This window comes from Patescibacteria group bacterium, assembly GCA_027858235.1.
GTDB lineage: Bacteria > Patescibacteriota > Patescibacteriia > Patescibacteriales > BM507 > BM507.
This window is the reverse complement of the sequence record JAQIDC010000021.1, coordinates 1-18,000: the sequence shown is the minus strand read 5'-3', so window position 1 is coordinate 18,000 and position 18,000 is coordinate 1. Positions and strand designations below refer to the sequence as shown.

Sequence of the window (18,000 nt, the reverse complement as noted above, 5' to 3'; positions counted from 1 at the left end):
TATTTCCCAGTATAGCTTTTCTTAACCTTTGCCACTTCCTTTGGTGTTCCAACGGCTATTATTTCGCCTCCCCGTTCTCCACCTTCTGGGCCCATGTCTATTATCCAGTCAACCGATTTAATAACATCTAGGTTGTGTTCGATAACGAGAACCGTATTTCCTTTGTCGACTAATTTATTTAGAATAACTAAAAGTTTTTTAATATCATCAAAATGAAGACCAGTTGTAGGTTCATCCAAAATATAGAGAGTTGTTCCAGTCGCTCTTCTGGATAATTCAGTGGCCAACTTTACTCTTTGAGCCTCACCACCAGAGAGGGTGGTCGCTGATTGACCTAGTTTTATATACCCAAGACCGACATCATTGAGACTGGTTAGTTTTTGGTTGATAGCGGGAATATTTCGGAAAAATTTCATAGCTTCTTCAACTGTCATATTCAGAACATCGGAAATATTTTTGTCTTTGTAGTGAATATCTAGAGCTTCTTTGTTGTATCTTTTCCCGTGACAGATATCACATTCTACATAGACATCAGGCAAGAATTGCATTTCTATCTTTACCATACCATCACCAGAACAAGCCTCACATCGGCCACCTACAACGTTAAAAGAAAAACGGCCAGCTTTGTACCCTTTTATTTTAGCTTCAGGTAATGACGCAAATAGCTCTCTAATTGGAGTAAAAGCACCTGTGTATGTAGCTGGATTAGATCGGGGGGTTCTTCCGATTGGAGATTGGTCAATATTAACTACTTTGTTTATATTTGAAAGACCTTCAATTGATTTGTGCGCTCCGGGAGCTTCTTTGGCTCTGTAGAATTTCTGACTGAGAGACTTGGCAAGAATGTCTGTCATTAGAGTAGACTTTCCTGAACCAGAAACACCGGTAATGGCAACAAATTTTGCTAGAGGTAATTCTACATCTATATTTTTTAAATTATTTTCAGTTGCCCCTAGTATTTTGATTGAATATCCATTTCCTTTTCTGTAAGTTCCAGGTGCAGTAATGGTTCTCTTCCCTGACAAATATTTTCCAGTTAAAGAATTTGGATTATTTTTTATATCAGTGATTGTTCCTTCGGCGACAATTTCTCCACCGTGGGAACCAGCTCCTGGCCCTATATCAATCACCCAGTCGGATTCTTCCATGGTAGTTTCGTCATGTTCAACAACAATAACAGTGTTACCAAGATCTCTAAGTTTTTTTAGAGTGCTGATTAATTTGTCGTTATCTCTTTGATGAAGTCCGATGGAAGGTTCATCTAAAATATAGAGAACTCCAACTAAGGCAGAACCAATTTGAGTAGCGAGACGTATCCTTTGAGCCTCACCGCCAGACAAGGTGTTAGCAGCTCGGCCAACAGTTAGATAATCAAGCCCGACATTTAGAAGGAAAGTTAGTCTCGTTTTTATTTCTTTAATAATTTGGCTTGATATTTTTTTGTCACGAGCGGAAAGGTTTTTTGTATTTTCAAGTTCTTCAAAAAATTTTTTTGTTTCGAGTATTGAGATAGAAGTAATTTCATCAATAGATTTTCCTACAACCGTAACAGCGAGCATCTCTGGTTTCAAACGTCTTCCAGAACAAGCAGGACAAACCAAAACTCTCATGTATGTTTCAATGTCCTTCCGAACAAAATCTGACTCAGTTTGTTTGTATCTTCGTTCAAGGTTGTTAACTACTCCTTCAAATTCAGTAGTTAGTTCGCCGGAATATTTTTCGTTTTCGTATTCAACATTGTAATTTTTATCACCAGCTCCGTACAAAACTATTTTTAGTTGCTCGGGACTGAGATTTTTTATAGGAGTGTTTAGATCAAAGCCATGTTTTCCGGCAACTGTTCCTAGAATTCGCATCATCCAACCTTGGTTAGGACCGCCTGTGGCTATCCACGGTTTAATTCCACCCTGAGCAATGGTTAGATTTTTGTTGAGGATTAGTTCTGGGTCAATTTCCATTTTAGTACCTAGACCAGAACAATCATCACAAGCACCGTGAGGAGAATTAAAAGAAAAGCTTCTAGGTTCTATTTCAGGAAGACTGATTTCGCAAGTAGGACAAGCAAACAATTGAGAATAAATACTCTCTTTCCCTGTTTCAACTTCCTTGATTGAAATCAAGCCGTTGGACAAATCAAGGGCTTTCTCAACATCGTCACTCAATCTAGCTATATCATCCTTGTTTGTTGTTATGGTTATTCTATCAATTACGATTTGGACGGTATGCTTTTTCTTTTTATCTACCTTCATGTCCTCCACTTCCTCCAGGGGATAGACGACGCCGTCAAAACAAACTTTTTGAAATCCTGCTCGTTCTATTCTTTCTAGAACATTTTTGTGTTCACCTTTTTTGTCTTTGATAATCGGAGAGAGAATAATTACTTCTTTTTCTTTATAATCTTTTTTAATTTGTTTTAATATTTCATCAATTGAATATTGTTTTATTTTTTCACCACATTTTGGACAATGAGGAATACCAACACGAGCATAAAGGAGTCTCATATAGTCATAGATTTCAGTTACTGTTCCAACTGTTGAACGGGGGTTGTGGCTAGTGGATTTTTGATCAATTGAAATAGCAGGAGAGAGACCTTCAATCAAATCAACATCAGGCTTGTCCATTAGGCCAATAAACTGCCTAGCATAAGAAGAAAGTGATTCAACGTATCGTCTTTGTCCTTCGGCGTATATTGTATCGAAAGCCAGAGATGACTTTCCTGAGCCAGAAAGACCAGTTAAAACCACGAACTTGTCACGTGGAATATCGATATCAATGTTCTTTAAATTGTGGACTCGAGCCCCTCTTATCTTGATGAAATTTTCAATCATGCTATTTATTTTAAATATATAGTTTTTTTAAACGTCGAGAATTATTTTACATGATAAAAGAGGTCTTGGCAAGAGTAAGCCATGAAACATGTAGCATATAATACATAACAGAGAATATTTGGGAAATAAAACGACACCGCCCCCGAGAGAGAAGGTATTATATATACATTATAATGTATATTTTAATGTATACGATTAAAAATGTTTAGGCTATCTGTAAAATAAAAACGTCACAGTCCTCTTGAGAGAGACTGTGACGTGGCGGAAAGAAATATATCAGCTAGCTCCGGGTTGTACCCGGAGTTTTAATACAAGACGTTTACAGGTTGTGCAACTTCTTTAGTTGGTTATCTGAGAGAATGGGATAAAAAAACGTCACAGTCCTCTGTCGGAGAGACTGTGACGTGGCGGAAGCTTCGGAGTAGAATGTAGCGACTGTGTCTTGACAAAAAGTAAAAATATTGTATAATAAAATGTTGTTTAATTTGTTCATTGATAAAGGAGAATAAAAATGAAAACATTTGTTGTTCATGGATGTGGCAATTCTGGTTATGAGCTTGATCAAGATTCTTTAAGCAGATGCTTGAAAACTATTGAATTGTCTAATATAAACGATAAAATAATTCTAACAGGAGGTGTTTTTACAAAAAACCAAAACAATATTTCAGTTTCTGAAGCAATGAGGAAATTTTTTATTGAAAGAGGATATAAAACAATTATTGTAGAAAACAAAAGTCGCACAACCATAGAAAATTGTGAGTTTCTTTTACCTCTACTTAATGAGGATAGGGAAATATTGGTTATTACGTCCTCTTATCATATACTAAGAACTTCTCTAGTCTGGAGGTTATTTTTTTCTAAAAGAGTAAAAATGATCGGTGATAGAAACTTTCAATTATTTTCAACTAAGAAAATAATAGTAGAAATTATTGGTGTTATTGTTCTATTTCTTTATAAAAACGGGTGTAAAATACCCGAGCTAAAAATAAGGAAAAAACGATCATTGTAACCATAGCCATAGCCATAACTTTAATTTAAGTTATGGCTATTTTTAATTTTAAAACACAATAAGTCTAATAGAATCATATATATTTTAAACATAGAGTAATTAGAAAAAATTACAATTATGTATAAAACCTAATATAGACTAGGTCTCATAGTTTCTATAAACAATGAGGTTAGCAATCCCGTTTTTCTTTCCATGATTCTGTAGCGCTTTCATTCTGAAATCCTAGGAATCAAAACTCTGATGTGGTTCCAACAATGTTTAAGTACTTGTGATACTGAACTTTCAGACTTCTCTCGAAATGTCTTATTGAACAGGCACTATTCTATATTAGGTTTGATTATATTATATCAGGCGATAATACAGCGTCAATAAAGGGAGTGGTGCATTAATCCTTAATGAAATGTGTATAATATTAGTTGAAATAATAAGAATTTATTGCTAATATAAGGATATCAGAAATAAAGTCATTTATGCAAAATATATTTATAATTATATTACTTATTTTACTAACCTTAGGGGTAATCTCTGTTATTCTTCTTCTTCTGCGCAAAAAAGACCTGGGAGACAGTGATAAGCTGGTTGTAATGCTTGAGAAGCTGTCTCAACTTGAGAATCAGAATAATACTTTAAGGCAAGAAATGGATGGAAAGTTGTCACAAACTCACAAATCCAATCAAGACCAACAAGGACAAATAATGAAGACCGTTGAAGGAATTACTGGACAGTCTGCTAAGTTGATTGCTGATGTTTCGGAGAGACTAACAAAGCTCGATGAAACCAACAAACAGGTTGTTAATTTTTCGGCTCAATTGCAGAATTTGCAGGATATTTTGAAGAACCCAAAACAGAGAGGAATTATTGGAGAATATTATCTTGAAGAGACTTTAAAAAATGTTTTACCCCCAAATTCGTATCAAATGCAGTATGGGTTTAAAGACGGAACTATTGTTGATGCTATTGTTCGGGTGAAAGACAAAATAATTCCAGTTGATTCAAAGTTTTCTCTGGAGAATTATGAAAAAATAATAAATACATCCGACAAAGATGTTCGTGATAAATATGTAAAGCTTTTTAAGAATGATTTGAAAGTGAGGATTGATGAAACTTCAAAATATGTAAAACCAAATGAAGGAACGATGGATTTTGCTTTTATGTTTATTCCCTCTGAATCTATTTATTATGATTTACTAGTAGGATCTGTTGGAACAGGAGTTAATTCAAGAGATTTGATTGAATACGCCTTCAAAGAAAAGCATGTTATTATTGTTTCACCAACCAGCTTCCTGGCTTATTTGCAGACTGTTTTACAGGGCTTAAGAGCACTACAAATAGAAGAATCAGCTAAAGAGATAAGGGCGAATGTCGAAAAGCTTGGAAAACATATGTTGAGTTACGAGGATTTTATGAAAAAACTCGGCCTCAGTATGGGTACTACGGTTAATCATTATAATAATGCTTATAAGGAACTAAAAAAGATTGATAAAGATGTTGTTAAGATAACTGAAGGTAAGTCTGAAATGGAACCGCTTGTGATAGATAAACCGAAGGAAGAATAGGGGGTAATTAAAATTCTAAGCACTAAATTCTAAAATCTAAACAAATACAAAAAAATAAATTCAAAACTGTTTTAATAATTTCTATTTAGAATTTAGAGTTAAATTTTTTTCTGGATTCCAGATATTTAATTTCCACTAGCGTTCCAATAAAATTCTGGAATGACAAAGAGTCGATGTTTAGAGTTTGGAGTTTAGAGTTTGTTTAGAATTTGATGCTTAGAATTTAGTATTTATTTTTTTGGGTACCCCTCTCCCCGCGAACGGGATAAACATGAGGGGAATTTATATGGAAAACAATAACGAAAAACAAAAAAATCTAAGGGGGGCAATTGTGGAGACGATTGCTTTTTTTGATTTATTTTCATTTCCTCTAACGGTAAATGAGGTTTTAAAATATTTAAAGCTGAAGAGTAATTATGTTGATGTTTCTGATAAATTGCAGGTGTTAGTAGAAAAGAAAATTGTCGAGCGAAAAGGCGGATTATTCTACTTGTACGGGAAAGAAGAATATGTTCAAGAAAGAAAGAAAAGATATAATTATTCCGATAGAAAATTAAAAATTGCCCTTAAGATGACTACTCTTTTCCGTTTTATTCCTTGGATTCGGCTTATATGTGTCGCTAATTTGATAGGAAGAGATAATTTGCGCGATAAGAGTGATATTGATTTGTTTATTGTAAGTGACAAAAATAGACTCTGGTTAACAAGATTTTTTGCAGTCATGCTTGCTAAATTGTTAAATGTAAGACCGCAAAAAAATGATACTAAAGATAAGATTTGTTTGAGTTTTTTTGTTAGTGTGGAACAAATGGATATGAGTTTGGTGAGAAAAGGAGAGAACGATATTTATTTTAATTATTGGTTTCTAAACTTAGCTCCAATTTATTCTAGAGGTAATTCATTTACTGAATTTATAGAAAGCAATAAGAAAATAATTGATGAGTTTCCAAATTATTTTACACAAGATATTTCAGCCAAAAGAAAAATAAAAGAATTTAATAATAATTTTTATAAAAGAAATTGGGAAGTATTGTTTGGAGGTTTAGAAAAAACTATTAAAAAACTTCAGTTGAAAATAATGCCTGAAAATTTGTTAAGATTGATTCCAGAAAAAAAAGGAGTTATTGTTAGTGATAAAATTATCAAGCTACACTTAGAAGACAAGAGAGAGGAGTTTTTAAAAAAATACAATGAAAGTATTTCGAAAATTACAATATAATTTGGATAGTGTTTTAGAATACGGAATCTATCTTTTGGTTTTTTTGTTGCCATTGCAAACAAGATTGTTTTTGAAACAAGCATATTTAGGAGGAGCCTTTTGGGAATACGGAACCATTAGTCTTTATCTTGTTGATATATTTTTGATTGGACTCTTAGTTATCTCGACTATCGTGATTGTCAGAAAGAAAGAACCAATAAAGATTAAAAAAATCTGGTATTTGCTAGCATTTTTTGAGTTTTTAGTTTTTGTCTCAATCTTTTTTGCCGATTCTAAATCGTTGGCCCTGTATGGATATATTAAAATACTTTTAGGTCTATTTTTATTTTTTATAATAAGTGAAAGTAATTACAGTCATAGAAAAATGACACTTAGTTTTTTATCTGGTGTTTTTTTACAATCGATCATAGGTATTTTACAATTCTTTAAGAATTATTCACTTCCTAGTAAATATTTGGGGATGGCGACGCATGACCCAAACGTACTTGGAACATTTGTTGTTGAGCTAGAAGATAAAACTAGGATACTTCGTGCCTACGGAGGACTTGACCATCCTAACATGTATGCAATATTTATTTTTCTTGGAATTTTTATGTTTGTTAAATATCTCTTAGAGTTAAAACATAGAAATTCTATTTCTTTTAGGAGACAGTCTGTATATTTTTTAATTTTAAGTTTTTTATACTTTTCTTTTTTGTTTAGTTTTTCAAGAGCAGCCTTTTTAATATTCATTATCTATATATTATTTTTAATATATTGGTCGATACGAGACAGGAATAGAAGAGAATTAATATTCAAAATAATATTAACTTTTTTTACTATTTCAATTATTTCTTTTTCTCTTTATGGTAATTTGTATTTGCAAAGATTTAATTCAAGCTCTAGGTTGGAAAATATATCCAATACAGAAAGATTGAATCAGACAAATGAAGCAATCAATATTATTAAAGAAAATTTATTTTCTGGAATTGGTATAAATAATTATACGAGCCAATTGAAGTTGTTTGATATTGAAGAGAGAGAAGCCTGGAACTACCAACCTGTCCATAATGTGTATTTGCTTTCTTTAGCTGAGCTTGGTTTATTGGGTTTTATTACTTTCCTCACTATTTTTGCTTTTTTGCTTTATAAATGTTTTAAAAATAAACTATTTTTCGATTTTTTTCTTATTATATCAATCTTGATGCTTTTTCTTTTTGATCATTGGCTCTGGAGTTTGCATTTTGGGATTATGTTTTTATTTTTTATCTTGGCCTTGATTCAAAGAAAAATAAGCGCTTGATTAATTTCAAAATATTTTGCTAACTGTGGATAATTATTTCACCAAAAGAATGTTTAGGCGTTCTTTTTTTGACTTTTCAAAATTAGTATTTATTAGCACTTATTAATAAGTCCCCTTTGCTAATATTGGCTAACCATATTTCTATTTTCTTATTAAGCTGTGTATAAACCACTTGATGTAAAGTACCAAAAAATGTTATAATATATTTAGGCTAACATTGAGAGAGGAGCCGAATTTTGCTATAATAGTATTAACTTAAATAAAACAAAAATAAAAGCAGATAAATACAAGCATATAAAATTTTAGAAATTTATAATCCCCATGCATTATAAAAACAAAAATCTTTGATTTGGACTAAGCCATTTATGGTTTAGTTTTTTGTTTATTAAGCCTATTAGTCCATATAAATCGGTCCTAAATGCTCTGTTTTAGTAGATTCCTTTTAAAAATATTTGACCAATAAATCGCATTGCTAAAATTTTTTTAAAAGAAATTTCCGTAAAATTAGGAAATTTATGTCTAGATTAATATTCCAAACAAGCTCAGATACCCTATGCAAAAATTTCAGAAAAAATTTACATTAGCAGTTTTACTGCTGACATTCTTAGTGCTACCACTAAGTTCTTTTGCTGAAATGAGAAGCAGTAATTATGTTATCTATGAAAATCTCCTACATACTTTTAATGGACCAGCTATTTCTTCTATTTCCTCTTCTGTGTCTGCTAATATTGCAACAGTTACATGGTCTACCGATGTTCCTTCGAATTCCTATGTAATTTACGATGACAATATTTCATTTACTGCAAGTCATGAGCAAGGGAATGGTGGAGAATCAGTGACATCCCACAGTATTTCAATCGTTGGTCTTGATTGGTCGACAACTTATTATTATCGAGTAAAATCCAAATCTCCAAACGGCGATCAAACATTAAGTGGTATTAACTCATTCTCCGTTGGATCTGATCCAACACCACCAGCATCATCTGGTGGAGGAGGAGTTTTGATTATCGACAAAACAGATAAATTTGGACCTGAGATATCAGATATACAAATAGCAAGTATTACCAAAGACAGTGCTGAAATTACTTGGACCACCAATGAAGAATCAACCAGTTTTGTAGAGTACGGTTTTGATACGACATATGGAAACACAAAGGGTCAGTGGGACGCATTGCTAGAGCATAGAGTAGTATTGATAAGCTTAAAAGCAGACACTGAATATAGTTTTAGAGTTTTGAGTAGTGATGATTGGGGAAATGTTGCTTATTCAGAGAACAATATTTTTAAGACTTTAATTGATGAAGATAATATGGTAGATACAGATGACGATGGGATTGTCGATACAGTTATTCCTCCTGATGATCTTGATTCTCTTTTGAAAAAAGCCGTTGAAATAATGGATTCTATGGCAGGAACTATATCAACTGAAGTTTTGAAAGATAAGTTGGAAAACCCATACAACTCTCTTGATAAGTTGGCTAGTTTTATTCCTGCTCCAATTTTTAATGCTGACCCTAGAGTTGAGATTGATGCTAAAAAGGCAACGGTTTATTGGAGAACAAATATTGACGCTTCTGGCCTTGTTGCCTTGGCTTCTGAGATGGACTACAATCCGAATTCTGAAAATCCATATAACAGAGTTATTGGTGACCCAGAACAATTATCTCAAGATCATCAGTTAGAATTATTTGGTCTTGAACCAAATACAACATATCATTATCAACTTCGTTCTAAGGCTGAAATAGGACCAATGGCAGCCACGTCAGATTATACTTTTACAACAAGTATTGAAACCATTGAAATCTCAAACTTTTTTTCTCAAGTAGTTGATGATAACGAAGCAATTTTTAAATGGATAACAAATAAAGAATCTAACTCCACAGTCAAATACACTCCATATAGAGGTAATATGTTGGCAATTGAAGAGACTAAAGAACAAAAAGAAAATATTAAAACCGTAATTCATGAAATGACTGTTTCAGATTTTCAACCAGGGATAATTTATAATGTAAAGATTGAAAGTGAAGATATAAATGGAAATGTGGCGACGGAAATTATTGATCCTTTCTCAACCTCAGAAGATGATTTTCCTCCAGAAATTTCACAAATCAAAACTAATTCTTCAATTTCATCAGATAGAGAAGCAAGAACACAAACAGTTATTTCTTGGATTACCAATGAGCCAGCAACAACTAGAATTTATTATATGGAAGGGGTTCACGGTCCAAATGTTGAATTGAGTGGAAGTACAGAAGTAAACAATGATTATTCAAAAGACCATATATCTTTATTTACAGAGTTTAGTGCCGGAACAGTTTATACGTTTAGAGTTGAGAGTATTGATTCAGGAGGAAATGAAACACTTTCAGATCCACACACTTTTATGACTCCTAAAAAAAGTGAATCAATTATTGATGTAATAATTAGAGTTTTGGAAGATACTTTTGGATGGGTTAAAGAAATAATGAAATAAAATGGAAAATATTTTTTCTAAAAAACAAATAATTATCTTTGTAGTCATTTTTATGGCTTCTGGAGTTTTGTTTTTCAGAAACAATGTTTTCGTTGACGCTGCGATTAATCCACTTCTTGATTTTCAAGGAAAGATAATTAATTCTGACGGATCAAATGTTGAAAACGGAGTTTATGATTTTGAATTTAGGATTTATGATGATTCTCTTGGTGGAACTTTGTTGTGGTCGGAAGACTTGAATGCTTCAAGTTCTTTTTCGGGAACTATTACAGGAGCAACAACGAGTGTTTCTAGTATTACCTATACCTATATTCCAATTCAAGCAACTAGCACCCTTCGAGTTGGTCAATATTTAACAAACGCCTCTGCGTCATCTAGTTATTCTATTATTACTGATATTGATACAAGTATAAATCAACTTACAGTTTCCTCTGGAACTCCTTGGACAATTGGCGATACTATAAATAATAGACCTAGAGTTGATGGTGGGGTGGCTATGCTAAACCTCGGAACTGTTTCTGATTTAACTATCCTAGATTTTAATACGCCCATGTATTTAGAGACAACTTTCAACGGCGAAACAATGCAACCAAGAAAACCTTTCACTTCGGTGACTCAAGCTTTTAATTCTTCTCTCTTGAATGGAAAATCAGAAACTGACTTTGCAAGTCTAGCCGAAGATGAAGTAGTTACAGGTCAATGGAGTTTTACAGATATTGTTAATATGACCGCTAGCTCATCAAGCGCGGCTCTAAGTATAACTCAAAATGGAACTGGTGATTTGGTTGAAATAAAAAATGGTGGAACAACAGCCTTTTCTGTTTTGTCTGATGGTCGAGTTGCTATTGGCTCATACATTATGCCTGCGGCTGATGGTTTCCCAGGATACGTTTTGAAATCTAATGGAGCTGGAGATGTAAGTTGGGAAGTTGACTTGGCAGGTTTTGGTGGCTCTGGACTTTGGGCAACATCGTCAAATTCTAGGATTATTCGACCAGTTGATACATCACAAATCGTCGTAGTTGGAAATACAGCAACTTCATCTGATGGATATATTTTTGAAGTTGATGGTTCATCTCTTTTTGACAATATTGCAGTTAGTGATGAAAATGAACTTCGATTTTATGATACTGGAAATACAAATTACTTTGCCCTAAAAGCTTCAAGTACTCTTGGTTCAAATGCTGTATTCACGTTGCCAACAAATGCCTATACTGGAGATGATTCATTGATGGTTGATTCTAGTGGAAATATGTTTTGGGGAAAGATTGGTGGCACATGGCAGAGCGGTGGCACAACAGCTTATTATACTGCTGGGAATATTTTAATTGGGACTTCAACTGACAATAGCCTTCTTACTGTTGGCTCTATCGCTGGTAGTCAGTTCTTAGTAAATACAAGCGGCGAGATTACAGAGGGTGTTTGGAATGGTTCAGTTATTGATGTTCCATACGGTGGAACTGGTCGATCAAGCTGGAGTCAATACGCTATTCCTTATTTAACTGGAACTAGCACTTTTGGAGAAATAACAATTGGAACTGGAAACTACTTGCTCGGAGTAAACCCTGGAGCAACTGGTTATGCTTGGATTGATCCAGGGACAGTTGGTTTAAATCAAGAACAAGTAGAAGATGCTGCTGGTGCTCTTATGGCAACCACAACTGGAACTCAATCTTTGATTTCAATTTTGTACAATGACTCAACTTCAAATATGGATTTTATTGTTGAAGACGATTTGAGTTTATTCTCGAATGCTACAAGTTCATTTGTTTCAACTAATGATTTATTTAATAATATCCCAGGAATAATTTTATCAACCTCGACTGTCTCGGCTACATTTTCTCTCGATGGCAATTATATTATTCCACTAAATGCTAGTACTACTGAATGGGCCGAAGCTTATGGATGGGGAAATCATTCAGCTGAAGGTTATTTTGTTAAGGGCTCTGACCTTTTAACGGTTGCGGAGGGCGGAACTGGAACTAGCACTTTTCAAGCCAATTCACTTTTATATGCTAGCGCTCAAGATATAATCGGAGAAGTTTTACAAGGTATTAATGGAAATATATTACAAAGTGTCTCTGGTGTTCCAACTTGGGTATCAACAAGCTCACTTGGAATAGATTTTAATGCAATCGGAGGAATGCTTGACCCAAGTCAAGGTGGAACAGGACAGGACTCAAGTGGCTGGACTGGCTTGCCTTTTGTAACTGGCGGCGTTTGGGCAGAACTTTCAGTCCTACCAATAGCAAATGGTGGCACCGGCTCAACCTCACTCGACAATTTAATAACTCTCGGAACTCACACCACAGGAAATTATCTAGCGAATGCAACAGGAACTGGTTCGATCATAGTAACCGGTGTCCTAGGTGAAGGAGTAACTAGAACAATTGATGTTCTGGATGATTCTATTTCACCAGCAGAATTAGCAGTTTCTGGAAATGGAACAAATGGGTATATTTTAACAAGCAATGGAGTTGGAGGATTCACTTGGACAGCATCTGGAGATGTTGGAACTGATACAAAGCTATCTCAAGATGAAGTTGAAGATTTCGCCGGTAATTTAATAGCAACTTCTTCACCATATTCACTAATCACTGTTACATACAACGCAAACGGTGAAGCACCTGGAACAATGAATTTTGAAGTCGATGGTAATTTAAGTAATTATACAAACGATGCAAACTTTATTAGCACTAGTTCACTTTCAAGTACAGCAACTGGCCTTACTTATTTTAATGGTATTTTTTCAATGACAAATGGTTATGAAATCCCAACAACAGTAAATACTGGTCTTTGGGCAAGTACAACTCAATTAGTTTCAGCCTCAAGCTCAGATTGGACTACTGCTTTTGATTGGGGTGATCATTCAACAGAAAACTATTTTGTTAAAGGAACAGATATTTTAACTATTGCCGATGGCGGCACTGGCACAACAAGTTTAAACGACCTAATAACTCTCGGAACTCATACCACAGGAAATTATCTAGCGAATGCAACCGGTACCGGTTCAATCATCGTGACTGGTTCTTTGGGTGAAGGTGTAACTAGAACAATTGATGTAATCGATGATTCTATTACCCCAACTGAATTAAATGTTTCTGGTAATGGTCTTGGAAACGATATTTTAACTTCAGATGGTGTTGGAGGTTTCACTTGGACAAATGCAACTGGCGTTGGTGTTGACACACAACTTTCTCAAGAAGAAGTTGAAGATTTCGCTGGACTTATGATAGCAAGCACAACCGGAACACACACCTTGATAACTGTTACCTATAACGACGGTTCAAATAACATGGATTTTGTAGTCGATGATGATTTGAGTCTTTATGATAATACTTCTTCAAACTTCATAACAACTGGAAGTCTTTCAGAAACAATTACAGGGATTTCTTATGCTGGTGGAGTTTTCTCAATGACAGCAGGTTATGAAATCCCTACAACAGCCAATACTCTCTCTTGGACAAATACAGCCACAGCAGTATCTGCTTCAAGTTCAGATTGGACCTCTGCTTTTGATTGGGGAGATCATTCAACAGAAAACTATTTTGTTAAAGGAACAGATATTTTAACTATTGCCGATGGTGGAACTGGAGCAACAACTACTACTGGTGCTATAGCAAATCTTGGCCTAGGAACATTAGCTACTCAAGACACAGTTAATAATGACGATTGGTTGGGAACAGACTTGGCAGTTGCTAACGGTGGAACTGGTCGGTCTTCTTGGACTCCATATGCTATCCCGTACATGATTGATGCGACAACTTTTGGTGAAACAATTATTGGTGCTAGCTCAAGTATCATGCAGGTAAATTCTACCGGAGATGGATATGAATGGGTAAGCGCTGGTTCGGTTGGAGTTGATACAAATCTGAGCCAAGAAGAAGTAGAAGATTTTGCCGGTGGAATGATTGGAACAACTTCTCTCATTACAATAACTTACAATGACAATATTGACGGCAGAATAGAATATATTGTGAATTCTGATTTGAGTCTTTTTGATAATTCGATTTCTCAGTTTTTCTCAACTACGACAGATATACTTGGTCTAGCTTATGGTGGTACTGGAGCAGTAAATGCAGCAGGGGCAAGAACAAATCTTGGATTAGATGACGTGGCTACTTTTGGAATAAATGCCACTGGAACAAATGGAGAAATTTGGCAGTCAGATGGAGATGGGCCAGGCCAATGGGTTTCAACAACGAGTCTTGGAATAACTGGCGATAATTCTCTTTTTGTCGGAACAACCACTATCATGACAAACGGAGATTTTGCAACCTCTACATTTGCAGGATATCAAGCTGGAAACGAACGTTGTTCAAATGAATTTCCAGGGTCTTATATGTGTAGAACATACGATATTATAGTTTCAATTGAAAAAGGAGATATATCTACTTGGGCTGGAACAGCTTGGGTAGCTGAAGGACCTCCGGGTTATACTTCAAATTCAAATGATTGTCAGGGTTGGACATCTAATTCCAATACTATGCTTGGTGCCTTTTGGGCACTAGATTCAGATGGTGGTGGAATGGGGTGGCTAACAAACTGCGAAGTAGTTAAAGCCATTTCTTGTTGTTCGTCGCAATAGTTCTTTGTCATTCCGGGCTTGCCTGCCCTGTAATTAAAATGTATAGGGACCCGGCAGTGTGCCCCTCGGGTAAATCTAGAAAAATTTAAATTAATGTTTGAAATTTGAATATCAGGTTGGTATTCAGAAAAAAATATTAATAATACACCTCCCTTTGTCATTTCGACCGAACGAAGTGAGTGGAGAAATCTCTTTGGGAGTAGTGCTAGTGTTTTTCTTAAAAAAAAGATCTCTCGACTACGCTACGCTCGAGATGACAAGGAAAAATCTATTAATATAATAATAATCTATTTTTCGTAGATGAATCTATTAAAGAAGATACAATTTAGCTTAAAAGGAATATTATTTCTGTTTTTACTAACAGTAATGATGTCTTTTGCTGTGAACGAGGTTTCCGCCCAAACTTATTGGGTACAAGACGCAGCTGCTTGTCCTGTTGTTGACGAGGCTAACTATCCTGGACAAAATTGTGCTCCAACAAATATTTGTGGTGACTTAACTGGGACAGCTCAATGTTATGATACTTCAACCCTAACACCGCCAACTAGCACAACAACAGAAACAGGAACAAACAATCCTGGAGGATCTCCTGGTTTTTGGCTTGATTGTTATGATGAGAGTGCTGGGTCTAGTCCTTATTGTAGTACTTGGGAATGTAATTATGATTCAAGCTGTTACACAGTAAATAGAACAACAGAATGTAACGACGTCAATTCTTCTTGTGGTGACTGTCAATCAGGTTATCAAGAATGTGACGGCTCTATTGCGGATGTTGACGGTTGTGAAGTTCGATATGGAACCACCGCTTTCCCGGGAGAAGCTAATGCTCATTATGCAACAGATCAAAGTTGTATCGCAGAATGTAATAGTGGTTATATAGATTGTAATGGTGACCTCGGTACTGGTGGGGACGGTTGTGAAATAAGAACATTAGTAACTCAATACGGAACAGAAGATGATGTTGTTTATAATGCTAGTTGTAATCCAGTTTGTGATGGAACATTTATCGATTGTGATGGTGATATAGGAACTGACGGAACTGGTTGTGAAATAGAAGACACGGCAGTTTGTTTTATTGGTTCTTTGCCTGGTATTTATGATGGATGTTTTGCTTCTGCAGGGAATTGTGTTATTGATAAAAGTTATTTTGAAACAGGGACTAAAACATCATATTCTTCAATGGATCCTCTTCTCTGGGGAACACAATATGGAGGTGGAGCTTTGATGGAACTTATTAATTATAATGCGAGTACTACTGGTGGTATTTTCCACGTTTCAAACGACGGTTCAGTTGGGATTGGTACAAATACTCCAAGTGCAATGTTAACTGTTGGTGTTGATGCTGGTTCACAATTCCTTGTAAACGGAGTCGGTACAGTTACTGGCGGTACTTGGGAAGGTGATATGGTCGGTGTGGACTATGGTGGAACTGGTAAAGATGTTTGGACAGCTGGTTCTATTGTTATAGCTTCAAGCTCTAATGAATTTGGAGAAATACTCAAATCAGCTTCATCAAGCATGCTTTTATCTATTAACGTTGGTGGTAATTATGAATGGATTACTCAAGAAAGTGCTGGATTAACAAGAACTGATTCTCAAATTCAAGATGTGGCTGGATTAATGCTTGACGGCAATTATGATGGTGGTCTCCTGGATATTGCTTATAACGATACTTTAAATACAATTGACTTTGATATTGAAAATAATTTAAGTGCCTATACCAATGATGCCAATTTTATAACTTTAACGAGCCTATCAGCATCAACCACTCAAGGCTTGGCTTTCAATTCAAGCACTGGAGAATTTTATGTAGATCCTTCTTATAATATTCCTCTTACTGCCTCAACTACCGAATGGGCAGAAGCTTATTCTTGGGGAGATTATTCACTGGAAAATTATTTTAGTTTAAATGGTGGGCCTCTTTCAATATTAAATGGTGGAACTGGTTCAACAACTGTCGCAGGTGCTAGAGCAAATCTTGGTCTTGGTTCACTTGCTCAATTAAATACTATAAACAATGATAATTGGAGCGGAACTGATTTGGCAGTAGACAATGGTGGAACTGGTCGTTCTTCTTGGACACAATTTGCTATTCCGTACATGCTCGATTCTACTACTTTTACAGAGCTAACAATGGGCGCTACAGGAACAATATTAAAAGTAAACGATGCTGGTGATGGTTATATTTGGGCTCCAGCTAGTTCAGTTGGCCTTGATACTTGGAGATCAGACGAAGAAATAGAAGATCTATCTGGTGGTCTAGCTATGGATGCTGATAGTGTTCAAACTTTAATTTCTGTTTCATATAATGATGCTTCAAGTTCGATGGATTTTGTGGTAGATAATGATTTGTCTCATTATAGTAACCTTTCATCATTGTTTATTACTCTAAATAGTTTATCTGCTTCAACTACTCAGCATCTGGCTTATGATTCAGGAACAGGAGAATTTTATATTGAAGCTGGCTACGGTATTCCTTTGTCAGCATCATCTACAGAGTGGGCCGGTATTACAGATTTAGTTAATGCCAGTTCTTCAGATTGGACTTATGCTTATGACGAAGTTTTTGCAAATTCAAGCGCTTGGGACTCAGCCTCTGACATAATTATCGCTTCTTCAACAAATTGGAATGATACACATAATTTAGTGACTCTTTTGAGTGGAGATTGGGATGATGCTTATTCTTGGGGTGACTGGAATTTAGAAAACTTCTTCTCAACTACGACAGATATTCTAGATATTGCTTATGGTGGAACTGGAGCAACAAACACTGCTGACATGCTTAGTAGTTTTGGATTAGTTGTTGGCACCGATGTTCAAGCCTACAATGCTGATCTCCTAGATATTGCTGGGCTTACTCATTCGGATGGGAATTTTATGATGTCTAATGCTGGTTCTTGGACTTCAAATACTCCGGCTAACGCTCGAACAGCGCTTGGACTTGGTACTATTTATAATCAAGATTCAGATGCGGTTTCTATCACTGGTGGTTCAATTTCCGGCATTACAGAGTTGGCCGTTGCTGATGGTGGAACTGGAAGGTCA

8 protein-coding genes are annotated in these 18,000 nt (G+C 35.3%); 7 read left to right on the top strand and 1 reads right to left on the bottom strand.

Annotation, left to right across the window (positions count from 1 at the left end):
- Positions 1-2,828 (bottom strand): excinuclease ABC subunit UvrA (gene uvrA / locus PF572_01370; GenBank protein MDA3839715.1); only part of this gene is annotated, 2,828 nt, incomplete at its 3' end.
- A gap of 511 nt (positions 2,829-3,339) precedes the next feature.
- On the opposite strand from uvrA, the gene PF572_01365 reads away from it, so the two are divergent.
- The 7 genes from PF572_01365 to PF572_01335 all read left to right on the top strand — a co-directional run.
- The gene (locus PF572_01365; GenBank protein ID MDA3839714.1) at positions 3,340-3,837 is read left to right on the top strand and encodes a YdcF family protein; all 498 of its coding nucleotides are present in this window, start codon (positions 3,340-3,342) and stop codon (positions 3,835-3,837) included.
- Between the two features lie 470 nt (positions 3,838-4,307).
- Positions 4,308-5,393, top strand: a complete 1,086-nt coding sequence (locus PF572_01360; protein ID MDA3839713.1) for a DNA recombination protein RmuC — start codon at positions 4,308-4,310, stop codon at positions 5,391-5,393.
- 286 nt (positions 5,394-5,679) lie between these two features.
- A complete protein-coding gene (locus tag PF572_01355) occupies positions 5,680-6,612 on the top strand; it encodes a hypothetical protein (protein ID MDA3839712.1) in 933 nt (310 codons plus the stop codon).
- On the top strand, positions 6,584-7,894 hold the full coding sequence (locus PF572_01350; protein ID MDA3839711.1) for an O-antigen ligase family protein: 1,311 nt from the start codon (positions 6,584-6,586) through the stop codon (positions 7,892-7,894). Before PF572_01355 ends, PF572_01350 begins: the two co-directional genes overlap by 29 nt.
- Before the next feature lie 553 nt (positions 7,895-8,447).
- Positions 8,448-10,367: a hypothetical protein gene (locus PF572_01345; GenBank protein MDA3839710.1), complete on the top strand. Its 1,920-nt coding sequence runs from the start codon at positions 8,448-8,450 to the stop codon at positions 10,365-10,367.
- Position 10,368: 1 nt separating this feature from the next.
- Complete coding sequence (locus PF572_01340; protein ID MDA3839709.1) at positions 10,369-14,955, top strand: hypothetical protein; 4,587 nt, start codon at positions 10,369-10,371, stop codon at positions 14,953-14,955.
- 300 nt (positions 14,956-15,255) lie between these two features.
- A partial coding sequence (locus PF572_01335; GenBank protein MDA3839708.1) for a hypothetical protein occupies positions 15,256-18,000 on the top strand: 2,745 nt, incomplete at its 3' end.